The organism is Nocardioides korecus (genome assembly GCF_054778395.1).
Genome location: NZ_BAAGZO010000005.1, coordinates 187,403 through 213,300, shown reverse-complemented (window position 1 = coordinate 213,300; position 25,898 = coordinate 187,403). Strand labels below are relative to the sequence as shown.

The following is a 25,898-nucleotide window of genomic DNA, read 5'->3' as shown; positions in this document are numbered from 1 at the left end:
GCAGACTGGGGCGCGTGGCCCACCGATCGCGCACCCGGGACGACGACGGCAGCGGCGCGGCGGGCGACCACGAGGACAAGACCTGCGCGTCGTGCGGTCGCCGGATCGAGTGGCGCAAGAAGTGGGAGCGCGACTGGGACCAGGTGCGCTACTGCTCGACGGCCTGCCGGCGCCACGGCGTGACCGCCGAGGACGAGCGGCTCGAGAGCACCATCCTGGAGCTGCTCACGACGCGGGCCGCCAGCGCCACGATCTGCCCGTCCGACGCGGCCCGCGCGGTGGGCACCGAGGACTCCTGGCGCGACCTGATGGAGCCGGCCAGGCGGGCCGCCCGCCGGCTGGTCGCCGCCGGCGAGGTCGAGATCACCCAGAAGGGCCAGGTCGTGGACCCCTCGACCGCCAAGGGCGCGATCAGGATCCGGCGGGCTCGCTGAGCGAGTCGACGTCCTCGCCGGTCGCGAGGTCCCCGCACTCCACCAGCTCGACCGCGTGCTCCTGCAGGTAGGCCCGTGCCCCCTGGTCGCCCCGCGCCGAGGCGGCCACGCCGGCGTGGTGGTCGCGCCCGAGGAGGACCGGGTGCCCCGGCTTCCCGGCGTACGCCGCCCGGCGCAGCGTGCCCGCGTCGACCGGTCGCTCCAGCAGCCGCGCCACGACCGCCTCGTCGACGTCGGGCAGGTCGACCAGGGTGACCAGGGCCGCGACCTCCGCGGTGGTGGCGAGCGCCGCCCGCAGCGAGGCACCCATGCCCTCGTCCCAGTCGTCGGCCTCGACCGTCTCCAGCGGCACCCCGAGCACGCCGACCACCGCCTGCACCCGCTCCTGCGCCTGCTCGGGCCCCGCCCCGATCACCACCGTGACCGGCAGGCCGTTGGCGGCGAGGGCGCGCACGGCCCGCTCCAACCAGTCCTCGACCAGGATCTTGGGGCGCCCCATCCGCCGCCCGGCCCCGGCCGCCAGCACCACGCCGCGGACGTCCCCGCGACCGTCGCCCTGCTCTGTCGTCGCCACGCGGTGATCCTGCCAGTGCGGCCCCGGAACCGCGGCGACACGCGACGCACTCGGACCACGTTCCTCTCGCACAGGTGTTCGAACGGCTGCTACCCTGGGTCGCATGTCCCTGGACTTCCAGGCCTCCCTGCTCGACGGACCGACGACCGGCGTCGGACCGCTGGCCGGGCGCGTGCGCCGCACCCAGCTCGACCGGGGCGCCTGGGTCGACGTGCTGCCGGGCTGGCTCGAGGGTGCCGACCAGGTCTTCGCCGACCTCGTCGAGCAGGTGCCGTGGCGGGCCGAGCGACGGACGATGTACGACGGCGTGGTCGACGTGCCGCGACTCCTGCACACCTACGGCATCGGCGAGCCGCTCCCCCACCCCGTGCTGCTCGAGGCCCGCGAGGCCCTGAGCGCGCACTACGCCCCCGAGCTCGGGGAGCCCTTCGTGACCGCGGGGTGCTGCTACTACCGCGACGGCCGCGACTCGGTGGCCTGGCACGGCGACACCATCGGTCGGGGCCGCACGAGCGACACGATGGTCGCGATCGTGTCGTTCGGCTCGCCGCGCAAGCTCCAGCTGCGCCCGGTCGGCGGGCAGCTCGCGCTGACCCACGCGCTCGGCCACGGCGACCTGATCGTGATGGGCGGCTCGTGCCAGCGCACCTGGGAGCACGCCGTGCCCAAGACCTCGCGCCCGGTCGGCCCCCGCATCAGCGTGCAGTTCCGACCGCGCCACGTGTTCTAGCCCGAGCGGCCGTCGAGGTTCTCCCGCGCCCAGCTGGTCAGGTCGTGCAGCACCGGCACCAGCGCCTCGCCGGCCGGGGCCAATCGGTAGCGCACGGCCACGGGCGGGCCCTCGTCGACCTCGCGGACGACCAGGCCGGCGGCGGTCAGCTCGGCGAGGCGGTCGGCCAGCACCGAGTCGCTGATCCCGGTCGCACGGCGTACCTCCACGAAGCCGGCGGCGCCGTCCATCAGCGCGCCCAGGAGCACGCCGTTCCAGCGCTTGCCCAGCAGGGCGAAGGCGTGGGTGAGCGCGGCGTCGCACTGCGGCGCGACGTGCTGCTCGACCGCGTCCTCCGTCACGCAGGCAGCCTAGAGGACCACCGGGTCGGGAACAGATCCGCGAGGACGGTAGTTGCTTCTGTTTTGAAAGCCACATCGTCCTTCGAAGGAGCAGCCCCCATGACCCTCTTCCGCCTCGACGCGAGCATCATGCCCGCCACGTCGTCCAGCCGCGAGATCGCCGACATCGTCGAGCAGCAGTGGTCCGCCGCGCACCCCGACGACGAGGTCATCCGTCGTCACGTCGGCTCCCAGCCGCTGCCCGCGCAGGCGTGGGCCGACGCGGTCTCCGGCGGCTTCACCCCCGAGGACCAGCGCACGGAGGACCAGCAGCGCGCCCTCGCCCTCGCGGCCGAGCTCGTCGAGGAGCTCGCGTCGGCCGACGCCGTCCTGCTCGCCGTCCCGCTCTACAACTTCGGGGTCTCCCAGCACGTCAAGGCCTGGATCGACCTGGTCATCGCCGGCTCCGGCCCGGGCGCGGCCCTGCTCGCGGGCAAGCCCGTCGTGCTGGCCACCGTCCGCGGGGGCTCGTACGCCGCCGGCACGCCGCGCGAGGGCTGGGACCACTCCACCGACTACCTGCGCCGCATCCTGGCCGACGTGTGGGGCGCCGACCTGACCGTGGTCGAGCGCGAGTTCACCCTGGTCGGGGTCAACCCGGCGCTCGACGAGTTCACCGACCTCGCGCGGGAGATCCACGAGAAGTCGCTCTCGGCGGCCCGCGAGGCCGGCGACGCCCTCGGAGCGGGCACGGCGCGCAAGGTCGCCTGACCCCGTCGACCGGGGGATCCGGGCACGGCGTACGCCGCTCACCGGGGGATCCGTGGTCCCCGGATCCCCCGGTCGGCGTTCCTGGGCGTGTACGGATGCCCCGGTCGGCGTTCCTGGGCGTGCGCGGATGCCCCTGTCGGCGAGCGAGGGCGTGTGCGGATGCCCCAGTCGGCGCGCGTGAGGTCGTGAGGGGCGTGAGGTCGTGAGGACAAGTTGACGTGGCGGTCGCGCTGGGAGTGACCACCGCGAAACCTAGGCACCGGAGGGTCAGGGCACCCGACCCCCTCCGAGGAGCTCCTCCATGGCCACGACGCACACGCAGCCCGACCTCACCGCGGCGCCGCAGCCCACCACCGCCACCTCCCATGCCCCACCGGTCCCCCCGCACGAGCGCCGCACCGGGCGCTGGATCGACGACTGGCGCCCCGAGGACCCCGACTTCTGGGAGGGCGGGGGCCGGCAGGTCGCCCGTCGCAACCTGCTCTGGTCGATCTTCGCCGAGCACCTCGGCTTCTCGGTCTGGCTGATCTGGAGCGTGAGCTCGGCGTTCCTGGTCGCCCAGGGCTTCGCCTTCACCCCCCAGCAGCTGTTCTTCCTGATCGCGCTGCCGAACCTGGTCGGCTCGCTCCTGCGCCTGCCCTACACGTTCGCCGTGCCGGTGTTCGGCGGCCGCAACTGGACGATGGTCAGCGCGGGCCTGCTCCTGGTCCCGACCGTCGGCTTCGCCGTCGCGGTGAGCAACCCCGCGACGCCGTACTGGGCGTTCTGGCTGATCGCGGCCACCGCCGGCTTCGGCGGCGGCAACTTCGCCAGCTCGATGGCCAACATCAACTTCTTCTACCCGGCCGCCAAGAAGGGGGCCGCGCTGGGCCTCAACGCCGCCGGCGGCAACCTGGGCGTCTCGCTGATCCAGCTGTTCCTGCCGGTCGTGGTCGGCGGCGCCGGGATCTTCGGGCTGGTCCGGGCCAGCAGCGGCGGCCTCCACCTCGAGCGCGCCGGGTGGCTGTACGCCGGCCTGGCCATCGCCGCGACCGCCGCGGCGTACTTCTTCATGGACAACCTGGGCACCGCACGGTCCAGGCCCCGCGAGCAGCTGCGGGTCGTGCGCGAGAAGCACACCTGGGTGATGGCCTTCCTCTACATCGGCACGTTCGGGTCCTTCATCGGCTACTCCGCCGCCATGCCGCTGCTGATCAAGCTGAACTTCTGGGTGCCCGAGCCCGCACCGCTCGGCACCGGCATCTACTTCGCCTACTACGCCTTCCTCGGCGCCGGGGTCGGGTCGGCCACGCGACCGCTGGGCGGCTGGCTGGCCGACCGGTTCGGCGGCGCCAAGGTCACCCTGGCCGCCTTCACCGGGATGATCGTGTTCACCCTCGGCGTGCTGGCCACGCTGGTGCAGCTGAGGCCCAACCCGACCGCCGACCCCGCGATCGCCTCGGCCAACCAGCACCTGTTCCCGGTGTTCCTCGGGTTCTTCCTGCTGGTCTTCGCCGCCACGGGCATCGGCAACGGCTCGGCCTACAAGATGATCCCGGCGATCTGGCGGGCCCGGGTCGAGACCACCACCGAGGCCGGCACCCCCGAGCGCAGCCACGCGCTCCTGACCTCGACCCGGCAGGCCTCCGCGGCCCTGGGCGTGATCGGGGCCGTGGGCGCCCTGGGCGGCTTCCTGATCCCGATCGCCTTCAGCTCCCCGTGGGTGGACAGCCCGCTCACCGCCACCAAGGGCGCGTTCGTGCTCTTCACGGCCTACTACGTCGTCTGCGCCCTGGTCGTCTGGGCGGTCTACCTGCGTCGCGGCCGCTCGACCCTCGGCCGCGTCGAGGTCTGAGACGTGCCCACCCCCACCCGGACGCCCACCCGGACGCACTGCCCCTACTGCTCCCTGCAGTGCGGCATGACGCTGGCGCCCGTCGGTCGCGCCCTGGAGGTGCGGGCCTGGCCCGAGTTCCCCGTGAACGAGGGCGGCCTGTGCCGCAAGGGCTGGACCGCCACGGGCCTGCGCGGCAGCCGCGAGCGGCTGACGACGCCGCTGGTGCGCGACCGGGCGACCGGCGAGCTCCGGGCGGCCGGGTGGGACGAGGCGCTCGACCTGGTCGCCGCGCGCCTGCGGGCGCTGCAGGCGGAGTCCGGGCCCGACACCGTCGGCGTGTTCGGCGGGGGCGGGCTGACCAACGAGAAGGCCTACTCGCTCGGCAAGTTCGCACGGGTGGCGCTGGGCACCAGCCAGGTCGACTACAACGGCCGCTGGTGCATGAGCTCGGCCGCGTCGGCCGGCAACCAGGCCTTCGGGATCGACCGCGGGCTGCCCTTCCCGATCGCCGACCTCGAGCACACCGACGTGCTCGTGCTGGTCGGCTCCAACCTGGTCGAGACCATGCCCCCGGCCGCGCGGCACCTCGACCGGCTGCGCGAGCGGGGCGGCACCGTCGTGGTGGTCGACCCGCGTCGCACACCGACCGCCGACCGCGCCGACGTGCTGCTCCAGCCCGTGCCGGGCACCGACCTGGCCCTGGCCCTGGGGGTCCTGCACCTGCTCGACGCGCGCGGCGCGGTCGACACGGCGTACGTCGAGGAGCGCACCAGCGGCTGGGACGACGTCCGCCAGGTCGCGGCCGGCTGGTGGCCCGAGCGCGTCGAGCGGGTGACCGGGGTGCCGGCCACCGAGCTGCGCGCCCTGGCTGACCTGGTGGCCGGGTCGCCGCGGGTGACCGTGCTGACCGCCCGCGGCGCCGAGCAGCACAGCCAGGGCACCGCGACCGTGCTGGGCTGGATCGACGTGGCGCTGGCGCTGGGCCTGCCCGGACGGCCGTACGCCGGCTACGGCTGCCTGACCGGCCAGGGCAACGGCCAGGGCGGTCGCGAGCACGGGCAGAAGGCCGACCAGCTCCCCGGCTACCGGATGATCGACGACCCGGCGGCCCGCGAGCACGTCGCCGGCGTGTGGGGCGTGCCCGCCGCGTCGCTGCCGGGCCGCGGGCGCTCGGCGTACGAGCTGCTGGACGCGCTGGGCCAGCCCGCCGGACCCCGGGCGCTGCTCGTCCTGGGCTCCAACATCGTGGTCTCCGCGCCGCGCGCCTCCCACGTGACCGAGCGGCTGGAGGCGCTGGACCTGCTCGTCGTCTGCGACCTGGTGATGTCGGAGACCGCGGCGCTGGCCGACGTCGTCCTGCCGGTCACCCAGTGGGCCGAGGAGACCGGCACGACGACCAACCTCGAGGGCCGGGTGGTGCTGCGGCAGCAGGCCGTCGCCCCGCCCGCCGGGGTGCGCTCCGACCTGGAGGTGCTCGCCGGCCTGGCCGAGCGGCTGGGCTCCCCCGTGCCGTTCAGCAGCGACCCCGAGGAGGTCTTCGCCGAGCTGGGGCGGGCCTCGGCAGGTGGTCGCGCCGACTACAGCGGCATCACCTACGACCGCATCCGCGCGGAGCACGGCGTGTTCTGGCCCTGCCCCACGGGCTCGACCGGCACCCCGCGGATGTTCACCGAGTCCTTCGCCCACCCCGACGGCCGGGCCCGCTTCGTCGCGGTCGACCACGTCGGCACGGCCGAGCCCACCGACGCGGCGTACCCCCTGCACCTGACGACCGGCCGCGTGCTGGCGCAGTACCAGTCCGGCGCCCAGACCCGCCGCATCGCCGACCTGCCCGACACCGGCCCCTTCGTCGAGCTGCACCCGATGCTGGCCCGGCGCATCGGTGCCGTCGACGGCGCCCAGGTCGTGGTCACGACGCGACGCGGCGAGCTGAAGGCACCCGCCCGGGTGGTCACCACGATCCGCCCCGACACGCTGTTCGTCCCGTTCCACTGGGTCGGCGCCAACCGGCTCACCAACGACGCGCTCGACCCCTCCAGCGGGATGCCGGAGTTCAAGGTCTGCGCCGCGGCGGTGCGGGCGTGACCGGGCGCCGGATCGTCGTCGTCGGCTCCGGAATGGCGACGACACGGCTGGTCGAGGGGATGGTCGCCCGCGGCGTCGCGCGCACCGACACCGTGACGGTGCTCGGCGACGAGCCGCACGCGCCGTACAACCGGATCCTGCTCTCGGCCGTCCTCGAGGGCACCCACCGGGCCGAGTCGCTGACCCTGCGCCCGCCCCAGTGGTACGCCGACCACGGCGTCGACCTCCGCCTCGGCGCGCGCGTCCTCGACCTCGACCGCGAGCAGCGCGAGGTGGTGCTGGTCGACGGGCAGCGGTTCGCCTACGACGTGCTGGTGCTGGCGACCGGGTCGATCCCGACGCTGCCGCCGATCCGTGGGCTGGTGCGGATGGACGGCACCTTGCACCCCGCCGTGCACGCCTTCCGCAGCCTGGAGGACTGCCTGCGGCTGCACGCGGCGGTGACCGGGCTGGTGACGGGGCCGGCGTCGACCCGGGGCGGCGTCGACCGGGCCTCGGCGGTCGTCGTGGGCGGCGGCCTGCTGGGCCTCCAGGTCGCCCGGGCGCTGAGCGTGCGCGGGCTGGACGTCGAGGTGGTCGAGGGCGGGGAGCACCTGCTGCGCAGCCAGGTCGGACCTCAGGCCGGGCGGATCATCGAGCGCGACCTGCGGCGGCTCGGCACGAGCGTCTACACCGGCGCCCGCGCCGTGCGGCTGACGCCCGAGGGTGACCGCCCCGGACTGCGGCTCGACAACGGCTACACCCTGGAGACCGACCTCGTCGTGCTCACCGCGGGCGGGCGGCCGGCGACGGCGCTAGCCAAGCGGGCCGGCCTCGGCGTACGCCGCGGGGTGCTGGTCGACGACCAGCTGCGCACCGACGACCCGGCCGTCCACGCCATCGGCGACTGCGCCGAGCACGCCGGCCAGGTCACCGGCTTCGTCCCGCCGGCCTGGGAGCAGGCCACGGCCCTGGCCGACCACCTCGCCGGTCACGACGTGGCCTACCCCGGCGCCCGCACGGTCGCCCGGCTGCGCGCCACCGACCTCGAGGTCGCGGTGCTCGGCGACCCCGGGACCGCCCAGGGCCAGGTCGTCGAGGTCACCAACCCGGTCGTCGGCTCGCACCGCCGGCTCGTGGTGCGCGACGGCGTGATCGTCGCCGCCACCCTGGTCGGCGACCTCTCCCGGATCGGCCTGATCACCCAGCACTACGACCGCGGCACCGTGCTGGGCCCCGAGGAGCCGGGCGACCTGCTGATGGCCGACCGGCCCGTGCGGCCGACCTCGCTGCCCGACGACGCCGAGGTGTGCACCTGCGCCGGCGTCACCGTCGGGGCCGTGCGCGCCTGCACCTCGCTGGACCAGGTCCGCGACACCACCCGTGCCACGACCGGCTGCGGCGGCTGCGCCCCGGCCGTCCGCCAGCTCCTCGCCACCCGCACCGCCCTCCCGGTCCCGTGACCGCCCCGTCCCCGAGCTCGCCCCACTCCCCTCCCCGCCCGTGCAGCACCGTCGAAAGGTCCCTCCCGTGATGGCACACCTCCGCAAGACCCTCGTGGTCGTCGGCCACGGCATGGTCGGCCACCGGTTCGTGCAGGCCGCCGTCGAGCGCGGTCTCACCGAGACCTACGACGTCGTCGTGGTCGGCGAGGAGAGCCGCCCGGCGTACGACCGGGTCGGGCTCACCTCGTTCTTCGAGGTCGGCGCCGACGCCCTGTCCCTGCTCCCGTCCGGGGCGTACGACGACCCCCGCGTCCGGCTGCTGCTCGGCACCGAGGTGACCGCGATCGACCCCGCCGGCCGCACGATCACCCTGGCTGAGGGAGGTCCGGCAGAGGGCGAGCTGGCCTACGACGAGCTCGTCCTGGCCACCGGCGCCGCACCGTTCGTGCCGCCGATCCCCGGGCGCGACCTCGACGGCTGCTTCGTCTACCGCACCATCGAGGACCTCGAGGCGATCCGCGAGGCCGCGTCCGGCGCCCGCGTCGGGGCGGTCGTCGGCGGCGGCCTGCTGGGCCTCGAGGCCGCCAAGGCGCTCAGCGACCTGGGCCTGGAGACCCACGTGGTCGAGATGGCGCCGCGGCTGATGGCGGTGCAGGTCGACGACGCCGGCGGCGCGACCCTGACCCGGCACGTCGAGGCGCTCGGCCTGCACGTCCACACCGGCGCGACGACCAGCGAGGTGCTGGGCAGCGACGGCCGCGTCACGGGCCTCGGGTTGAGGGACGCCGAGCCCGTGCCCGCCGACGTCGTCGTGTTCTCCGCCGGCATCCGCCCCCGCGACGCCCTGGCGCGCGCGGCCGGCCTCGAGGTCGCCGAGCGCGGCGGCGTGCTGGTCGACGAGCAGTGCCGCAGCTCGGACCCCCACGTCTGGGCGATCGGTGAGTGCGCCGCCCCCGCGGGCCGGATGTACGGCCTGGTCGCCCCGGGCTACGCCATGGCCGAGGTCGTCGCCGACGCGCTCGTGGGCGGGACGGGCGCGTTCACCGGCGCCGACCTGTCCACCAAGCTGAAGCTGATGGGCGTCGACGTCGCGTCGTTCGGGGACGCGTTCGCCACCACGCCAGGAGCGCTGGAGCTGGTCTTCTCCGACGCCGTCGCCGGGATCTACAAGAAGCTGGTGATCGCGGAGAGCGAGCGCGCGGACGGCTCCTTCGTCCTGCTCGGCGGAGTCCTCGTCGGCGACGCCACGGCGTACGGCGTGCTGCGGCCGATGGTGGCCTCGGGCATCGCACTGCCCGACAACCCCGAGGAGCTGATCCTCCCCGCGGGCCGTGGCGGCACCGAGATCGGCCTTCCCGACGAGGCCGTCGTCTGCTCGTGCAACAACGTCACCAAGGCCACGATCCTCGACCACGTCGCCCGCGACGAGGCCCCCTGCGACGGCCCGTCCTGCGTGACGGCCTGCACCGGGGCCGGGAGCACCTGCGGCTCGTGCAAGCCGCTGGTGAAGAAGGTCGTGGAGGACTGGTACGCCGGGCAGGGTCGTGAGGTCGACACCAGCCTGTGCGAGCACTTCGCGCTGAGCCGTCAGGAGCTCTTCGACGTGGTGGCCGTCCACGGCTACCGCCGCTTCGACGACATCGTCGCGGGGCACGGCAGCGGCCGCGGCTGCGACGTCTGCAAGCCGGTGGTCGCCTCGATCCTGGCCAGCCAGCTGAACGGGCACGTCCTGGACGAGGGCACCCGGGTGCTGCAGGACACCAACGACAAGTACCTCGCCAACATCCAGCGCAACGGCACCTACTCGGTGGTGCCGCGCATCGCCGGCGGCGAGATCACGCCCGAGAAGCTGATCGTGATCGGCGAGGTGGCCCGCGACTTCGACCTCTACACCAAGATCACCGGCGGGCAGCGGATCGACCTGTTCGGCGCCCGTCTCGAGCAGCTGCCCGCGATCTGGCGGCGGCTGGTCGACGCCGGGTTCGAGTCCGGCCACGCCTACGGCAAGTCACTGCGCACGGTGAAGTCGTGCGTGGGCTCGACCTGGTGCCGCTTCGGCGTGCAGGACTCCACCAGCCTGGCGATCATGCTCGAGGAGCGCTACCGCGGCCTGCGCTCCCCGCACAAGCTCAAGGGCGGCGTCAGCGGCTGCGCGCGCGAGTGCGCCGAGGCCCGGTCCAAGGACTTCGGCGTGATCGCCACCGAGAAGGGCTGGAACCTGTACGTCGCCGGCAACGGCGGCGCCACCCCGGTCCACGCCCGGCTCCTGGCCGGCGACCTCGACACCGAGACGCTGGTCCGCTACCTCGACCGCTTCCTCATGTACTACGTCCGCACCGCCGACCGGCTCCAGCGCACGGCCCCCTGGGTCGACGGCCTGGACGGCGGGCTGGAGCGGGTCCGCGAGATCGTGGTGGACGACGCCCTGGGCCTGGGCAGCGAGCTGGAGGCGGCCATGGCGCGCCACGTCGACACCTACTTCGACGAGTGGAAGGCCACCCTGGAGGACCCCGAGAAGCTCCGCCGGTTCGTGTCCTTCGTCAACGCCCCCGACGTGCCCGACCCGCACGTGCGCTTCACCAGCAACCGCGACCAGGTCGAGCCGGCCGAGGTCGCGGGCCCGGTCTCGCTGGGCAGCAGCATCCCGGTCGGGCTGCCCCGGTGAACGTCTGGACGCCGGTGTGCCGGCTGGCCGAGATCGACGTCGAGGGCGGGGTCGCGGCGCTCGTGGACGGACGCGCGGTCGCGGTCTTCCGGACCTTCGAGGACGAGGTGTTCGCCCTGTCCAACTACGATCCCTTCTCACGCGCGTCGGTGCTGGCGCGCGGCATCGTGGGGACCCGCGGGTCCGGGGCCGAGCAGGTCCCGTTCGTGGCCTCGCCGATGCACAAGCAGGCCTTCGACCTGCGCTCCGGTCAGTGCCTCGACGACGAGGCGGTCCGGATCCCCTCCTACGACGTACGCCTCGAGGCCGGCACCGTCCTCGTCGGCACCGCCCGAACGGTCCCCCAGGAGCTCAGGGAGCACACGTGAGCCACTCCCGCGACACCGCACCGGCCGCGGCCCCCGGCCCGGGTGAGGACGTCGTCCCCGCCGCCGTTCCGGGTCCGCTGACCGGCTACCGCATCGGGGTGACCGCGGCGCGCAAGGTCGAGGAGCAGGTGGCCCTGCTCGAGCGCCGCGGCGCCCGGGTGGAGTCCGCGCCCGCCCTCTCCCTGGACCCGCACCACGTCGACGACGCCGAGCTGCGCGCGGCGACCGAGGACGTGCTCTCGCGACCGGTCGACCTGTTCCTGGCCACGACCGGCATCGGCATGAAGGCCTGGTGCGAGGCGGCGCGGGGCTGGGGGCTGCTCGAGGACCTGCTCGAGACGATCGGCCAGGCCGAGATCCTGGCCCGCGGTCCCAAGAGCGTCGGCGCGCTGCGCCGCTACGGCCTGCGCGAGCTGTGGTCCCCGGAGTCCGAGGAGTTCGGCGACGTGCTCGACCACCTGCGCGGCCGCGACCTCCAGGGCAAGCGGATCGTGGTGCAGGAGCACGGCCAGTCGCTCTCGATGGTGGGCCACGCGCTGCGGCGCCGGGGTGCCGACGTGACCACCGTCAGCGTCTACCGCGTCGTCGCCGCGGAGGACCCCGAGCCGATGTTCGCGATGATCGACCTGATCGCCGACCGCGAGCTGGACGCCGTCACCTTCACCTCCGCCCCGGCGGTCGCCGCGCTGATGGACGCCGCCGGCTCGACGGGCCGTCGCGACGAGGTCGTCTCGGCCTTCCAGGCCGATGTCGTCGCCGCCTGCGTCGGCCCGGTCACCTCGGCGGCCTTCGAGATGTGGGGCGTGCCCACGATCTTCCCCGAGCGCTCCCGCCTGGCGGCGATGGTCAAGCAGCTGGAGACCGAGCTGCCCTCCCGGCGCGAGGGGCTCTCCGTCGAGCTGCTGGGCGGTCGCCAGCTGCTGCTCCACGGCGACGACGTGCTCCTCGACGGCGTCGAGGTGCGGCTGTCCCCGGCACCGGCCGCGGTGCTCGCCGCCCTGGTGGCCAACCCGGGCAACGTCGTCTCGCGCAGGGCCCTGCTGGCCATGCTGCCCAGCGGCACCGCCGGCTCCGAGCACGCGGTCGAGATGGCCGTGGCCCGGCTCCGGGCTGCGCTAGGGACCCGCTCGGTCCAGACCGTGGTCAAGCGCGGCTACCGCCTCGCGGTGCCGCCACGCGAGGCCCCGTGACCGGCCCCGCCCGCCTGGTCACCGTCGCCCACGGCACCCGGACGACCGCCGCCAACGGCGTCGCCGCCGAGATCACCCGGGCGGCCGCCGAGCGCCTCGGGGTCCCGGCCGTGACCTCGTACGTCGAGCTCTGCGCGCCGCTGCTCACCGACGTCCTGGCCGGCTCGAGCACCCCCACCGCCGTGCTGCCGATGCTGCTCTCCACCGGCTTCCACGTGCGCCAGGACCTGCCCGAGGCGGTCGCCGGCGCGGGCGGCCCGGCCGTGCTCGGCCGCCCCCTGGGTCCGCACGCGCTGCTCGCGCAGGCGCAGTCCCGGCTGCTCGACGAGGCCGGCGCCCGGCCGGACCAGCCGGTCGTGCTGGTCGCCGCGGGGTCGAGCGACCCGCTGGCCACCCGCGACCTCGAGCGTGCGGCCGAGCTGCTCGGCCGCGCCCGGGGCATCGGCGTACGGCTGGCGACCCTGACCGGTCGCGGCGAGCGACCCGAGGACGTCGTGCGCCCCGGGGACGCGGTCAGCACCTACCTGCTCGCCGGCGGCTACTTCGCCCGCCGCGGCGAGGAGCGCTCGCGCGCCGCCGGGGCCGAGGTCGTCACCCCGGTCCTGGGACCCCACCCGCTGGTGGTCGACCTCGTCGTACGCCGGGCCCGGACGCTGCTCGCGCTCCTGGAGCCCGCTCAGCCCCGGCTCTCCGGGACCTGATCGACCGGCTCGAGAGGGACGCCCTCGTCGAGCTGGTCGGGCAGCCACAGCAGGACCTCGGTGCCGCGCCCCTCGGGGCCGGGCGCCACCACGCAGCTGCCGCCCGACAGCTCGGCCCGCTCGCGCATGGCCACGAGCCCCCGCACCCGTCCGGGGCCCCCGGCGGACCCGGCGGTGGCGCGACCCCCCTGGCCGATCGGGCCGGGGCCGCCGCCGTCGTCGCGGACGCGGATCTCGACCCCGTGCCCGGACCGGTTGACGTCGATCCACACGGTCGCGGCACCGGAGTGGCGCTGCACGTTGGTCAGCGCCTCCTTGACGATGCGCAGCGCCTGGCCGAGCAGCAGGTCGGGCAGCTCGGAGTCGTCGCTGTGCACCTCCACCCGCACCGGGCTCTCCAGGAAGACGTGCTCGGCGGCCTCGACGAGACTCGCGCGCAGACCGGCGTCGACGTCGGGGGCCTCGAGGCTGAAGAGCAGGTGGCGCAGGGAGGCGGTGGCGCTGCCGAGGACGTCCCAGATCTGCTCCAGGGCGGGGCCCAGCTCGGGAGCCACCTCGCGGGCACGCCGACGGACCATGCCCAGGCGCAGGTCGATCGCCGCCAGGGCCTGGACGGAGTCGTCGTGGATGTCGGCGGCGATCCGGTCCCGGTCGCTCTCCTGGACGTCCATCAGGCGGCGCAGCAGGTTGCGTCGGTGCACCGCCAGGCGCTCGGTGCGGGCCTGGGCCTCGAAGGCGTCCAGCGCGATCGAGACGCTGCGGGCCAGGCCCTCGAGCAGCTCGCGGGTCTCGGCGTCGAAGTCGGCGGGGTTCTCCGCCACCAGGGTCAGCGCCGCGACCGCGCGACCGCCGCGGAGCAGCGGGAGCGAGGCGACCGAGCCGTGGCCCGCGTCGCCGGCACTGGCCTGCCACCCGTCGTCGGCGTCGGAGGTGATGCCGTTGACGTAGACGGGCTGCTCGCTCTGCACGGCCTGGCGGGTGGGCGAGGGCGGGTGGTCGTCCCCCCAGGCCAGGGCCTCGTCGACCTGCGCCGCGATCTCGTCGCCGACCCCGCACGAGGCGACCCGGCGCAGCGGTCGCCCGGCCGAGCCCTCGGCGACCCAGGAGCAGGCGAAGCCCCCGACCTCGACGGCGATCCGGCAGGCCTCGTCGAACAGGGTCGCCGCGTCCTGGGCCCGGGCGACCGCCTCGTTGAGCCGGGCCAGGGTGAGGTAGCGGCGCGTCTCGGCCAGGGCCGCCTCCTCGGAGTCGCGCAGCGGCGTGACGTCGTGGAGGGTGACCACCACCCACAGCCCCTCGGGGCCGGGGACGGGCACGGCGGAGTACTGGATCGGGAACTCGCTGCCGTCCTTGCGCCGCACCAGGAAGTCGGGGCGCCAGGCGACCGCTCGCGGCGGGTCCTGACCGACGAACGCCTGGACCGCCTGGCGCAGCACGGGCCGGAAGCGCTCGGGGGCCAACACCTCGTAGGAGTGCACCAGCATGTCCTCCCGCGACCACCCGAAGACCTCCTCGAAGCGGCGGTTGACGTGCTTGATGCCCTCGCCGTCGAGGAAGACCAGCATCGGGGACGGGGTGGCGTCGACGACCCGGAGCAGGAGCTCGCCCTGACCGCCGAACAGCCCCTCGCCAGCGGCGGTCACGATGCCGCTCCGGGCCCGGGGGGCAGCAGGTGCGGGTTCGCGACCGCGGGGGTCGGCAGGAGGGCGAGGACGTCGCAGGTGCGCAGGTCGCGGGTCCGGCCCCCCTCGGAGAGCACCTCGGCCGCCGACGAGGCGTGCGCCGCCGCCCGCGCGCTGGCCTCCAGCTCGCCCAGGGAGCGCCAGAAGGTCGTGGTCAGGACGTCCCCGGTGGCCTGGTCGACGAGGATGTGCCCCCCGGCGAAGCCGGGCTGGGACGCCATCCGGGGCAGGACGACCTCGACGACGAGCTCCTGGGAGTCCAGGGCGGGGTACCCCGGGACCTCGAGGGTCCAGCACCGGGCCCACAGCGGCCCGCCCCCGACGTCGGATGACCAGCCCGCCGCACCCGACGTGCCCGACCCCGGGGGCGCGTCGCGCGGGACCCGCTCCTCCCCCGACGGCGGGCGCAGTCCTCGGTCGGCGACGGTGGGGAACGGCAGGGCCGCCAGCACGTCGCAGGTGCGCTGCTGGCGGGGCCCGGCGCCGTCCCCCAGGGCCTGCCAGGCGGCCGAGGCGTGGGCCGAGGCCCGCGAGCTGGCCCCGAGCGCGGCCGGGGACTCCCAGAAGGTGGCGGTCAGCAGGTCACCAGAGGTCCGGTCGACCAGGACGCTCGCACCCTGGAAGCCCGGCTGGCGCGCGACCTGCGGGCCGACCTCCTCGAGCATCAGGTCCAGCACGTCCTGCCCGGGGTAGCCCGGCGACGACACCTGCCAGGTGCGGGCCCACAGCGGGCCACCGCCCACGTCGGGGCTCCAGGACGTGCCCGGGGGCAGGGCGACCACGGGCACCTCCGGCGGCGGGACGGGCCGGGACCGGCTCGCCCCGACGACGGCTCACCGTACGACACGCTCCCGCCGCGCGGTGGGAGCGCGCCACCCGTGCCAGGCGTCGGGGAACGCACAGGACCCCGGAACCGTGGGGTTCCGGGGTCCTGCGTGGCCGGTGCCGCTCAGGTGCGAGCGGCGGACGGGGTGCTGCTGTGGTGCCGGACGACCGGCTCCTGCCCGCGAGGGGTCAGAAGTCCATGCCGCCCATGCCGCCCATGTCGCCGCCGCCGGGCATGGCGGGCGCCTTCTCGGGCTTGTCGGCCACGACGGCCTCGGTGGTGAGGAACAGCGCGGCGATCGACGCGGCGTTCTGCAGCGCGGAGCGCGTCACCTTGGCCGGGTCGATGATGCCCTCGGCGATCATGTCGACGTACTCGCCGGTGGCCGCGTTCAGACCGTGACCGGGGGTCAGGTTGCGCACCTTCTCCGCCACGACGCCGCCCTCGAGGCCGGCGTTGATCGCGATCTGCTTGAGCGGGGCCTCGGAGGCGATGCGCACGATGTTGGCACCGGTCGCCTCGTCACCCTCCAGGTCCAGCTTCTCGAAGGCCACGGCGGAGGCCTGCACCAGGGCGACGCCGCCGCCGGCGACGATGCCCTCCTCGACGGCCGCCTTGGCGTTGCGCACGGCGTCCTCGATGCGGTGCTTGCGCTCCTTGAGCTCGACCTCGGTGGCCGCGCCGACCTTGATCACCGCGACACCGCCGGCCAGCTTGGCCAGGCGCTCCTGCAGCTTCTCGCGGTCGTAGTCGGAGTCCGACTTCTCGATCTCGTTGCGGATCTGGTTGACGCGACCGGCGATCTGGTCAGCGTCGCCGGAGCCCTCGACGACCGTGGTCTCGTCCTTGGTGATGACGACCTTGCGGGCCTGGCCGAGCAGCTCGATGCCGGTCGACTCCAGCTTGAGGCCGACGTCCTCGGAGATGACCTGGGCGCCGGTCAGGATCGCGATGTCCTGCATCATCGCCTTGCGGCGGTCACCGAAACCGGGAGCCTTGACGGCGACCGACTTGAAGGTGCCCCGGATCTTGTTCACGACCAGGGTCGAGAGGGCCTCGCCGTCGACGTCCTCGGCGATGATCAGCAGGGGCTTGCCGGACTGCATGACCTTCTCGAGCAGCGGCAGCAGGTCCTTGACCGTGGAGATCTTCGAGTTCGCGATCAGGATGTAGGGGTCGTCCAGGACGGCCTCCATGCGCTCCGGGTCGGTCATGAAGTACTGCGAGATGTAGCCCTTGTCGAAGCGCATGCCCTCGGTGAGCTCGAGGTCCAGCCCGAAGGTGTTGGACTCCTCGACGGTGATGACGCCTTCCTTGCCGACCTTGTCCATCGCCTCGGCGATGGCCTCGCCGACGGTGGCGTCAGCAGCGGAGATCGAGGCCGTGGCCGCGATCTGCTCCTTGGTCTCGATGTCCTTGGCCATCGAGAGCAGCTGCTCGGAGATCGAGGCGACGGCCTGCTCGATGCCGCGCTTGAGCGACATCGGGTTGGCGCCGGCCGCGACGTTGCGCAGACCCTCGCGGACCATGGCCTGGGCCAGGACGGTGGCGGTGGTCGTGCCGTCGCCGGCGACGTCGTCGGTCTTCTTGGCGACCTCCTTGACCAGCTCGGCGCCGATCTTCTCGTAGGGGTCCTCCAGCTCGATCTCCTTGGCGATGGACACGCCGTCGTTGGTGATCGTGGGGGCGCCCCACTTCTTCTCCAGGACCACGTTGCGGCCCTTGGGGCCGAGCGTGACCTTGACCGCGTCGGCGAGGGTGTTCATGCCCCGCTCCAGCCCGCGGCGGGCCTCCTCGTTGAAAGCAATCAGCTTTGCCATGGGTGTGGTGATTCCTCACGCTCAAGTGCGGGTGGCCGCTGCATCGCCCGCGACGGACGGTCCGCGCCACCTGCGGACCCTTCCCGCGGCGCTCCTCGGACCTCGACCCAGACGGCCAAGAAAGTGGTGCTGTTCAGGTGCGGCACAGTCGTGGAGCTGTCACTCTCGTGACTCGAGTGCCAACGCCATTTTTAGCACTCGCCCTTGGCGAGTGCAAACGACTCGGGGTGCGTCAGCGGACCTCGTCGGCCCCGAGCGCGGCCGCGACCTCGCGCTCGCGACCGGGCGCCAGGCGCGAGTGCGAGCGCCCGTAGGCGAAGTAGATGATCAGGCCGACGATCAGCCAGACCAGGAACCGCAGCCACGTCTCGACGGCCAGGTTCGCCATCAGGGCCACGCAGGCGACCGCGGAGATGATCGGCAGCAGCGGGACCTGCGGCATCTTGAACGGCCGCTCCATCCGGGGGGCCGTGCGCCGCAGCACCGCGACCGCGATGGCCACGACGACGAAGGCGAACAGCGTGCCGATGCTGACCATCTCGGCCAGGGCGTCGATCGGGACGAAGGCCGCGATCACGGCGACCACGATCGTGGTGCCGATGGTCAGGCGGAACGGGGTGTTGTACTTCGGGTGCACCTTGCCGATGCTCGCGGGCAGCAGCCCGTCGCGGCACAGCGCGAAGCCGATCCGGCCCATCGCGACGATGTCCACCAGGATGACCGAGGTCAGACCGGCCACGGCCGCGACCGAGACCAGGATGCTGGCCCAGCCCAAGCCGACCTGGTCGAAGGCGTCGGAGATCGGGGCGCTCTCGCTGATCGTGCGGTAGTCGACCATGCCGGTCAGGACGAGGCAGACCAGGATGTAGAGCACGGTGCAGATGGCCAGGGTGCCGATCAGCCCGCGCGGCATGTCGCGACCGGGGTTCTCGGTCTCCTCCCCCAGGTTGGCCACCGCCTCGAAGCCGGAGTAGGCGAAGAACACGACGGCCGCGGCGGTCAGGATCCCCACCACGCCGTACGCCGTGGGGTCGGCGCCGGTGGCGAACTGCCACAGCGGCTGCGCGAGCCCGCCCTTGGCGCTGGTGTCGGGACGACTGGCCGGGATGAAGGGCACCAGGTTGCTGGCCTTGAGGAAGAAGACGCCGGCCACGATCACGAAGACCACGATGCTGACCTTGACCAGCACGAGCGCGTTGGTGACCCACTTGGCCTCGCGGATGCCGACCGCCGCGATCGTGCCGAGCACGACCACGATCAGCACGGCGCCGAGGTTGAACGGCGCCTTCTCGCCGAACAGCGAGGTGGGCAGGTCGAGCGCGCTCTGGAGGTAGCCCGACCAGCCCCGGGCGACCGTGGCCGACCCGAGGGCGAACTCCAGGATCAGGTCCCAGCCGATGATCCAGGCGAAGAACTCCCCGATCGTGGTGTAGGCGTAGGTGTAGGAGCTGCCGGCGGTCGGGACGGCGGCGGCCAGCTCGGCGTAGCAGAGCGCCGCGAGCATCGCCACGATGCCCGCGATCACGAAGGAGATCGTGATGCCGGGGCCGGCGTGGGCCTTGGCCTCGAGGCCGGTCAGCACGAAGATGCCGGTGCCGATCACGATCCCGATGCCGAAGCCCATCAGGTCGCGCGCCTTCAGGCGCTTGGCCAGTCCCCCTTCCCCGCCACCCTCGTCGTTCTGGTGGATGACGGTGTTGACGTCCTTGGTCCTGAGGATGCCGCGCTTCGCGCCGGTCGAGCTCCGAGTGTCTGACACCTGTTCACCCTCCCGTCAGGAAGGGCCACCTGTCCAGCGTGGCGCGGCGTTCTGGGCCTCCAGGGCCGCGACGACACGAGGAAGCAACGCCTGCGCCGTGCGTTCGTAACCCAGGGACGAGGGGTGGAACCGGTCGAGGCTGAACATCTGGTCGGGGTCGGCCAGGAAGTGCGGCCCCACCACCTCCGCCAGCGACACCACATGACCGCCCAGCGGGGCCACCGCGCGGGCCTGCGCCGCGGCGAGCTGGCGCGAGGCCCGCGAGGCCAGCGCCCGCAGCGGCTGGGGCAGGGCCGTCAGCGCGTTCAGGTCCGGGCAGGTGCCGACGACGACCTCGGCGCCCCGCTCCTGCAGCGCCGTGACCGCGTCGACCAGGTGCTGCACCGAGACCGCCGTGGGCACCCGGTGGGTCACGTCGTTGCCGCCGACCACGACGACCGCGACGTGGGGCCGGTACGCCGGGGGCAGCCGGTCGAGCTGCTCGGCCAGGTCGCTGGTCTCCGAGCCCACGACGGCGGCGGTGCGCAGCCGGACGGCGCGGTGGGTGCTCCGGGCCAGCGCGCGGGCCAGCCGGGCGCCTAGGGTGCGACGGGCGGTCTCGGCGCCCAGGCCGGCGGCGATCGAGTCGCCGAGGACGAGCAGGTCCACCCGGTCGCCGTACTTCTTCTTCCAGGTGCGGTCGGCGACCAGCGCCTCCTCGCCCAGCGGCTTGCCGATCAGCGCCCGGGCGCCGGCCGCCTGGCGACGCAGCAGGCCGTGCCCGCCCGCGGCCGCACCGCCGAGCAGCCCGACCACCCCGAGCCCGACCAGCGCCAGGGCCGTGGGCCGTGCGGGGACTCGGGAGCGCTCGGACATCCCGCGCAGTCCACCGGCCCCGGGTGAACCCGACCCGTGCCCCGGGTGCACGCGGGGCGGCGGCCGGGAGAACCCTCGTGCACCGGGGCACGGGTCGGCACCCGGCGGGTCAGCCGCGCAGGCGGGAGACGACCAGGTCGGCGAAGGCGGCGGCGTTGCCGGGCAGCAGCTCGAGGTAGAGGCCCGGCTCGGTCGCCTCCAGCTCGCTGAGCGCCAGGGTGCCGTCGGGCAGGCGCATCTGGTCCACGCGGGCGTAGTCGAGGCTCCGGCCGAGCCGGGCCTCCGCCGCGGCGACGGCCGTGCGGGCCAGGTCGGACGCCTCCGACGTGAGGGGTACGCCGACCGTGGACCCGCCGTACTGCTCGTGGACGCGGATCTCCCCGCCCGCGGCCGGGACCTTGCGCGCCTGGGAGACCGGCTCGCCGCCGAGCACGAACACCGAGGTCTCCCCCTCGGTCCGCACCGAGTCGACCAGCGGCTGCACCACCCAGGGCCCCGCGGTCGCACCGTCGACCGGCCCGGGACCCGTCACGACGACGACACCCCGGCCGCCGGCCGAGACCGTCGGCTTGACCACCGCGGGCAGGTGGTCCGCGACGGCCGCCGCCAGGTCCTCGTCGACCTCGACCACCACGGTCGGCACCACCGGCACGTCGGCCGCGGCCAGCTCGACCAGGTAGTGCTTGTCGGTGTTCCAGGCGAACACCTCGGCGGAGTTGAGCATCGTCGGCACCGACCGCGCCCAGGCCAGGAACTCGGGCAGCCGGGTCTCGTAGTCCCACGTGGAGCGCACGGCGACGAGGCCCTCGGCCCAGTCGACCTCCGCGTCGTCCCAGGCCACCCAGCGGCCCTCGATCCCGCGCTCGGCCAGGGCCCGCACGAGCGGCCCGTCCGCGCGCTCGTCCTCCCCGTGGGGCAGGGCGGTGCAGGTGGCGAGCAGGACGAGGTCGCGGCGGGCCGGGGCGGAGGAGTCGGTCACCGCACGCACGCTAGCGGCAGCGGCTCGGCGCGCGTCCGACCCGTGGCCCCGCCCCACCCCGGCACGTCCGGTGTGTGGCCGACCACCTTGCCGAGGTGAGACGCCGGTCACAGGATGGGGCTGCATGAGACCTCTCGGGCCACGCCGCCGCACCTCGCTCACCGCCCCCCTCGCCGTGCTGGTCGCCGGCCTCGGCCTGGTGGCCGCACCGGCGTACGCCGCCCCGCGCGAGGCGGGCGCCGCTCCCGCGACGTCCCCCTCGGTCGCCGCCACCCGCACCGCGCACTGCGCCCGCCAGTCGCGCATCCACGTGCCCGGGGCGCAGGTGCAGAAGACGGCGTGCCTGTCCGACCTCACCACCGCCGGCACGGTGGCCAGCGGCCACACCAACGTCGAGGACTGGGCCGGGCTGAACGCCAGCGGCACCCGCAACCCCACCGGCGTGCCCGGCACCCAGGTCGACGGCTACTTCCCCGACACCTCCACGACCAACACCAACAACGGCTGGAACCACGACGCGCAGTTCGTGATCCGCTTCCCCGACCACTGGAACGGTCGCCTGGTCGTGAGCGGGGCGCCCGGCACCCGCCGGCAGTACGCCAACGACTTCCTGATCTCCGACGACGTCCTCGCCCACGGCTACGCCTTCGCCGCGACCGACAAGGGCAACGACGGCGCCGCGTTCTACGACGACGGCTCCACCCCGGGCGGCTCGGTGCGCGAGTGGAACAGCCGCGTCACCCAGCTCACCAAGGCCGCCAAGCGCGCCGTGGCCCAGCGCTACGGCCACGGCCCGCGCCGCACCTACATGGCGGGTCTGTCCAACGGCGGCTACCTCGTGCGGTGGCAGCTGGAGAACCGGCCGTGGCTCTACGACGGCGGCCTGGACTGGGAGGGCACGCTGTTCCGCGCCAGCGGCCCCAACCTGTTCACCTACCTGCCGACCGCGCTCCAGAACTACCGCGCCTGGCGCGGCGGGGACGCCGCGGCCGGGCAGCGGATGGTCGCCGCGGGCTTCGAGGACGGGTCGCAGTTCCTCTGGGACTACCACTACGCCTACTACTGGGACCTCACCCAGCGGGTCTACCGCGAGGAGTTCGACCCGACGTACGACGGGGCGCTGAAGGCCGGCGTGCCGTTCTGCCCCTCGGGCACGCCTGCGTGCGACACCGACTACGACTACGCCTCCCGGCCCGCGGCGGTGAAGCGGGCGGTCGCCTCGGTGCAGCTCACCGGACGCATCCGGCGGCCGATGCTGACCGTCCACGGCAACCTCGACACGCTGCTGCCGGCGAGCACCGACGCCCGGGTCTACGACCGGCTCGTGAAGCGGGCCGGCAGCGGCCGGCTGCACCGCACCTACGAGATCACCGGCGGCAACCACGTCGACGGCCTCTACGACACCTTCCCGACCCGGCTGCGCCCGATCCTGCCGTGTGCCCGCTCCGCGTTCCGCGAGCTCACCGCCTGGGTCGAGCACGGCCGGCGCCCCGCCCGCTCCGGTGTCGTCCCGCGTCCCACCAGCGGCGACGTGGTCAACACCTGCGACGTGCGGAGCCGCTGACCCGCGGTCGTCGGTCTAGTCGTCGGCGAGCTCGGGCGGGAAGCCCCCGGTGGCGATCGGGCCCCAGCGCTCGACGGTCACGCGAATCAGGGACTTGCCCTGCTTCTCCATGGCGTCGCGGTACTCGTCCCAGTCGGGGTGCTCGCCGGAGATGCTGCGGAAGTAGTCGACCAGGGGCTCCTTGGCCTCGGGCATGTCGATCACCTCGGCGGTGCCGTCGAGCTGCACCCACGGCCCGTCCCAGTCGTCGCTCTGGATCATCAGGGAGACCACGGCGTCGCGACGCAGGTTCTTGACCTTCGCGCGGGTGGGGTACGTCGAGATCACCACGCGCCCCTCCTCGTCGACCCCGCACGTGACGGGCGAGAGCTGCGGGCGGCCGTCCCTGCGGGTGGTCACCAGGACGGCGCGGTGACGGGGACGGACGAAGTCGAGCAGCTCGGGGCGCTCGACGCGGTCGTTGGTGGCGAGGTTGCGTGGCATGCGGCCAGTGTGCCCGACCGCCGCCCGAGCAGGGGCCGGACCGCCGGGGGGACGAGGGGCGGGTCAGCCCCCCGCGACCGCCGGGATGATCGAGATCTTGGTGCCGTCCGGGGTGGCGCTGGCCAGCCCGTCGAGGAACCGGACGTCGTCGTTGCCGACGTAGACGTTGACGAAGCGACGCAGCTGGCCGTTGTCGTCGAGCACCCGGGCCCGGATGCCGCTGTGGCTGGCCTCGAGGTCGTCGAGCACCTCGCCCAGGGTGGCCCCCGAGGCCTCGACCTCGGAGGCACCGCCGGTGTAGGTGCGCAGGATGGTGGGGATGCGGACGTTGACGCTCACGGGATCTCCTCCTGGGTGCGGGCGGCGGTCGGGCTCGGCCGGCTGTCAGACGACGCCGCTGCCGGCGAAGGCGGCGTACGACGGCTCGATCGTGGCGGCCGGGCCCACGTGGTCGGCGACGGCGTCGAGGGTCTTCAGGCCCATGCCGGTGTTGATGATGACCGTCTCCAGCGAGGTGTCGAGCTGACCGGTCTCGACGAGCTTCTTCAGCACGCCGACCGTGGTGCCGCCGGCGGTCTCGGTGAAGATGCCCTCGTTGCGGGCCAGCAGCAGGATGCCCTCGCGGACCTCGTCGTCGGTGACGTCCTCGACCGCGCCGCCGGTCGAGCGGCAGACGTCGAGCACGTAGATGCCGTCGGCCGGATTGCCGATGGCCAGGGACTTGGCGATGGTGTCGGGCTTGACCGGGCGGATCGCGTCGACGCCGGCCTTGTAGGCCACCGAGACGGGCGAGCAGCCGGTGGCCTGGGCGCCGTACACCTTGTAGGGCTTGTCCTCGACCAGGCCGAGGGTGATCAGCTCCTGGAAGGCCTTGTGCACCTTGGTCAGCTGCGAGCCGGACGCGACCGGGATGACGATCTGGTCGGGCAGGCGCCAGCCGAGCTGCTCGGCGATCTCGTAGCCCAGGGTCTTGGAGCCCTCGGCGTAGTACGGCCGGACGTTGACGTTGACGAACGCCCACCCGTCCTCCTCGCCGGCGATCTCCGAGGCGAGCCGGTTGACGTCGTCGTAGTTGCCGTTCACGGCGACCAGCGAGTCGGTGTAGACGGCCGAGTTGACCTGCTTGGGCTTCTCCAGGTTGCTGGGGATGAAGACCACGGTGCGGATGCCGGCGCGGGCACCGGCGGCGGCGACGGCGTTGGCCAGGTTGCCGGTCGACGGGCAGGCGAAGACCTTGGAGTGGAACTCGGTGGCGGCGCTCAGCGCGCAGGCCACGACGCGGTCCTTGAAGGAGTTCGTCGGGTTGGTCGAGTCGTCCTTGACCCACAGGTTGTCGATGCCGAGCTCGCGGCCGAGGTTGTGGGCCTTGAGCAGCCGGGTGAAGCCGGGCTCCATGTTGGGGCTCTGCTCGATGTCGTCGGGCACCGGCAGCAGCGCCTTGTAGCGCCAGATGTTGCGGGGGCCGGCCTCGATCTGCTCGCGCGTCACGGCCGGGAAGTCGTAGGCGATCTCCAGGGGTCCGAAGCACTCCGGACACGCGTAGTGGGGGCCGAGCTCGACCTGGTGTCCGCACTCGCGGCACGACAGGGCGGTCGCGTTGCCGAACGCGCCCTCGCGGATGCCGGTCTCGGCGGCGGGCTCCGGGCTGGCGTCCGTGGTGATGTCGGTCGCGGTGCCGGTGGTGGCGATGCTCAAGAGAATCCTCCTCCTCATCTTCCCCGGAGGCCGTATCTCGGTCCGGGACGGATGTGGCACCGCACCGGGCACGACAGGTCGAGGACTCGACAGGAGGTGCGCGGCGGTTGCCGGGACGTCGACGGGCCGTATCCCTCAGTCCCTCTCGATGAGCTGTCCCACCAGCGTAGGTAGGCGTCTCACGATGTGCACACCGGTCCCGACATCCGAGACGACGCGTCTCGGCGTGCGGAAGAGCCGCAGGTCAGGAGCTCAGGCGCGTGCGGAGCGGATGTCGGCGGTGAGCTGCCGCAGCAGGTCCAGGACGCCCGCGGGGCCGCGCACGACGACGTCGGCGGACTCGGCGAGGGCGTTCTCCTCCTCCGAGGCCGAGCAGACCAGCAGTCCCGGCGTGCCGTGGCGGCGCAGGTCCTCCACGGCCCGGAAGGCCTCCACGTCGCCGAGGTCGTCGCCGCCGAAGACGGTGGCGCGGGCGCCGACCTCGTCGACCAGCCGGCGTACGGCGGCGCCCTTGTGCATGCCGTGGGCGCGCACCTCGATCACCGAGCGACCGGGCTCCACGTCGAGGTCGTGCTCGGCCGCGGCGTCGGTGAGCAGCGGCAGCAACCGGTCGTACGCCGCCTGGCCGTCGTCGAGCCGTCGGGTGTGGACGGCGACCGCCAACCCCTTCTCCTCGATCCAGGCCTCCCCCGCGTCGGCCCGGCGCAGCAGCCGGGGGAGCCGGCTGGTGAAGGTGGCCAGGCCGCGGGGCGGCTTCGGGGAGATCACGCGTCGGTCGGTGGAGGTCCAGCGCTCGTTGCCGTACTGCCCGAGCACGAACAGCTCCCGGCCGCTCTCACCGATCGCGCGACCCACGTCCTCGAGCCCGCCGAGGTCCAGGACCTGGCGGGCCGGGCGGCCGGTGACGACGGCGACCGCACGCACGCAGGAGGCCAGCTCGACCAGGACCTCGGGGGCGTCGGGGTGGATGACCGCCTTCTCGGGGTCGTCGACGATCGGGGCCAGGGTGCCGTCGAAGTCCAGGCCCACGACGAGGTCGTCGGCGGCGCGCACGACCGCGGCGTACTCCTGCTCACCACGGGACGAGGCGAACTCCATGGCGCCATCGTCCCAGGCGGGACCGGGCGGCTCGCAGGCGGCCCGCGGACCGGACCGGG

Annotated in this window: 23 protein-coding genes and 1 riboswitch; of the genes, 11 read left to right on the top strand and 12 right to left on the bottom strand. The window is 73.8% G+C overall.

From position 1 onward, the window contains the following. Window positions 1–14: 14 nt before the first annotated feature. The gene (locus tag ACYVDA_RS11740; protein ID WP_460818543.1) at window positions 15–434 is read left to right on the top strand and encodes a DUF3253 domain-containing protein; all 420 of its coding nucleotides are present in this window, start codon (window positions 15–17) and stop codon (window positions 432–434) included. Here ACYVDA_RS11740 and ACYVDA_RS11735 read toward each other — a convergent pair. Next, complete coding sequence (locus ACYVDA_RS11735; RefSeq protein ID WP_460818542.1) at window positions 412–1,008, bottom strand: nucleotidyltransferase family protein; 597 nt, start codon at window positions 1,006–1,008, stop codon at window positions 412–414. The genes ACYVDA_RS11740 and ACYVDA_RS11735 overlap by 23 nt on opposite strands. 103 nt (window positions 1,009–1,111) lie before the next feature. On the opposite strand from ACYVDA_RS11735, the gene ACYVDA_RS11730 reads away from it, so the two are divergent. Continuing rightward, on the top strand, window positions 1,112–1,738 hold the full coding sequence (locus tag ACYVDA_RS11730; protein WP_460818541.1) for an alpha-ketoglutarate-dependent dioxygenase AlkB: 627 nt from the start codon (window positions 1,112–1,114) through the stop codon (window positions 1,736–1,738). Here ACYVDA_RS11730 and ACYVDA_RS11725 read toward each other — a convergent pair. Next, on the bottom strand, window positions 1,735–2,079 hold the full coding sequence (locus ACYVDA_RS11725; protein ID WP_460818540.1) for a winged helix-turn-helix transcriptional regulator: 345 nt from the start codon (window positions 2,077–2,079) through the stop codon (window positions 1,735–1,737). The two genes, ACYVDA_RS11730 and ACYVDA_RS11725, sit on opposite strands and share 4 nt — an antisense overlap. A 99-nt stretch (window positions 2,080–2,178) precedes the next feature. On the opposite strand from ACYVDA_RS11725, the gene ACYVDA_RS11720 reads away from it, so the two are divergent. From ACYVDA_RS11720 to ACYVDA_RS11685, 8 genes are all read left to right on the top strand, one after another. Further along, complete coding sequence (locus ACYVDA_RS11720; RefSeq protein WP_460818539.1) at window positions 2,179–2,829, top strand: FMN-dependent NADH-azoreductase; 651 nt, start codon at window positions 2,179–2,181, stop codon at window positions 2,827–2,829. Window positions 2,830–3,130: 301 nt separating this feature from the next. Next, on the top strand, window positions 3,131–4,663 hold the full coding sequence (locus tag ACYVDA_RS11715; RefSeq protein WP_460818538.1) for an MFS transporter: 1,533 nt from the start codon (window positions 3,131–3,133) through the stop codon (window positions 4,661–4,663). A gap of 3 nt (window positions 4,664–4,666) precedes the next feature. Further along, entirely contained in the window at window positions 4,667–6,730 is a 2,064-nt protein-coding gene (locus tag ACYVDA_RS11710; protein ID WP_460818537.1) for a molybdopterin oxidoreductase family protein, read from the top strand. Between the two features lie 32 nt (window positions 6,731–6,762). Beyond that, window positions 6,763–8,172 (top strand): FAD-dependent oxidoreductase, encoded by a 1,410-nt coding sequence (locus ACYVDA_RS11705; protein ID WP_460818536.1) that lies wholly within the window; start codon window positions 6,763–6,765, stop codon window positions 8,170–8,172. A 70-nt stretch (window positions 8,173–8,242) separates the two neighbouring features. After that, a complete protein-coding gene (gene nirB, locus ACYVDA_RS11700) occupies window positions 8,243–10,819 on the top strand; it encodes a nitrite reductase large subunit NirB (protein ID WP_460818723.1) in 2,577 nt (858 codons plus the stop codon). After that, window positions 10,816–11,187, top strand: coding sequence for a nitrite reductase small subunit NirD (gene nirD, locus ACYVDA_RS11695; RefSeq protein ID WP_460818535.1), 372 nt, complete (start codon window positions 10,816–10,818; stop codon window positions 11,185–11,187). The genes nirB and nirD overlap by 4 nt, the downstream gene beginning before the upstream one ends. Next, entirely contained in the window at window positions 11,184–12,377 is a 1,194-nt protein-coding gene (locus ACYVDA_RS11690) for a uroporphyrinogen-III synthase (protein WP_460818534.1), read from the top strand. Before nirD ends, ACYVDA_RS11690 begins: the two co-directional genes overlap by 4 nt. Next, the gene (locus ACYVDA_RS11685; protein WP_460818533.1) at window positions 12,374–13,078 is read left to right on the top strand and encodes a sirohydrochlorin chelatase; all 705 of its coding nucleotides are present in this window, start codon (window positions 12,374–12,376) and stop codon (window positions 13,076–13,078) included. Before ACYVDA_RS11690 ends, ACYVDA_RS11685 begins: the two co-directional genes overlap by 4 nt. On the opposite strand, the gene ACYVDA_RS11680 is transcribed toward ACYVDA_RS11685, so the two are convergent. The 6 genes from ACYVDA_RS11680 to ACYVDA_RS11655 all read right to left on the bottom strand — a co-directional run bounded on the left by ACYVDA_RS11680 (window position 13,054) and on the right by ACYVDA_RS11655 (window position 20,999). Then, window positions 13,054–14,721, bottom strand: a complete 1,668-nt coding sequence (locus tag ACYVDA_RS11680; RefSeq protein ID WP_460818532.1) for a sensor histidine kinase — start codon at window positions 14,719–14,721, stop codon at window positions 13,054–13,056. The genes ACYVDA_RS11685 and ACYVDA_RS11680 overlap by 25 nt on opposite strands. Further along, window positions 14,718–15,542: an antibiotic biosynthesis monooxygenase family protein gene (locus ACYVDA_RS11675; RefSeq protein WP_460818531.1), complete on the bottom strand. Its 825-nt coding sequence runs from the start codon at window positions 15,540–15,542 to the stop codon at window positions 14,718–14,720. The genes ACYVDA_RS11680 and ACYVDA_RS11675 overlap by 4 nt, the downstream gene beginning before the upstream one ends. A 232-nt stretch (window positions 15,543–15,774) precedes the next feature. Further along, window positions 15,775–17,406, bottom strand: a complete 1,632-nt coding sequence (gene groL / locus ACYVDA_RS11670; RefSeq protein ID WP_460818530.1) for a chaperonin GroEL — start codon at window positions 17,404–17,406, stop codon at window positions 15,775–15,777. 232 nt (window positions 17,407–17,638) lie between these two features. Further along, the gene (locus ACYVDA_RS11665; RefSeq protein WP_460818529.1) at window positions 17,639–19,165 is read right to left on the bottom strand and encodes an APC family permease; all 1,527 of its coding nucleotides are present in this window, start codon (window positions 19,163–19,165) and stop codon (window positions 17,639–17,641) included. A gap of 15 nt (window positions 19,166–19,180) precedes the next feature. Beyond that, a complete protein-coding gene (locus ACYVDA_RS11660) occupies window positions 19,181–20,020 on the bottom strand; it encodes an SGNH/GDSL hydrolase family protein (RefSeq protein WP_460818528.1) in 840 nt (279 codons plus the stop codon). Between the two features lie 109 nt (window positions 20,021–20,129). Further along, on the bottom strand, window positions 20,130–20,999 hold the full coding sequence (locus ACYVDA_RS11655; RefSeq protein WP_460818527.1) for an ATP-grasp domain-containing protein: 870 nt from the start codon (window positions 20,997–20,999) through the stop codon (window positions 20,130–20,132). Between the two features lie 124 nt (window positions 21,000–21,123). On the opposite strand from ACYVDA_RS11655, the gene ACYVDA_RS11650 reads away from it, so the two are divergent. Beyond that, on the top strand, window positions 21,124–22,563 hold the full coding sequence (locus ACYVDA_RS11650; RefSeq protein WP_460818526.1) for a tannase/feruloyl esterase family alpha/beta hydrolase: 1,440 nt from the start codon (window positions 21,124–21,126) through the stop codon (window positions 22,561–22,563). A gap of 15 nt (window positions 22,564–22,578) precedes the next feature. Here ACYVDA_RS11650 and ACYVDA_RS11645 read toward each other — a convergent pair whose 3' ends face one another. The 4 genes from ACYVDA_RS11645 to otsB all read right to left on the bottom strand — a co-directional run bounded on the left by ACYVDA_RS11645 (window position 22,579) and on the right by otsB (window position 25,839). Beyond that, complete coding sequence (locus ACYVDA_RS11645) at window positions 22,579–23,046, bottom strand: PPOX class F420-dependent oxidoreductase (protein WP_460818525.1); 468 nt, start codon at window positions 23,044–23,046, stop codon at window positions 22,579–22,581. A gap of 63 nt (window positions 23,047–23,109) precedes the next feature. Further along, the gene (locus ACYVDA_RS11640) at window positions 23,110–23,385 is read right to left on the bottom strand and encodes a MoaD/ThiS family protein (RefSeq protein ID WP_460818524.1); all 276 of its coding nucleotides are present in this window, start codon (window positions 23,383–23,385) and stop codon (window positions 23,110–23,112) included. Between the two features lie 45 nt (window positions 23,386–23,430). After that, window positions 23,431–24,708 carry a threonine synthase gene (thrC, locus tag ACYVDA_RS11635; RefSeq protein ID WP_460818722.1) on the bottom strand — a complete coding sequence of 426 codons (1,278 nt, stop codon included), beginning with the start codon at window positions 24,706–24,708 and terminating at the stop codon, window positions 23,431–23,433. 44 nt (window positions 24,709–24,752) lie between these two features. Next, window positions 24,753–24,896, bottom strand: a riboswitch (SAM riboswitch). A gap of 97 nt (window positions 24,897–24,993) precedes the next feature. Further along, window positions 24,994–25,839, bottom strand: coding sequence for a trehalose-phosphatase (gene otsB / locus ACYVDA_RS11630; RefSeq protein ID WP_460818523.1), 846 nt, complete (start codon window positions 25,837–25,839; stop codon window positions 24,994–24,996). Window positions 25,840–25,898 lie beyond the last annotated feature (59 nt).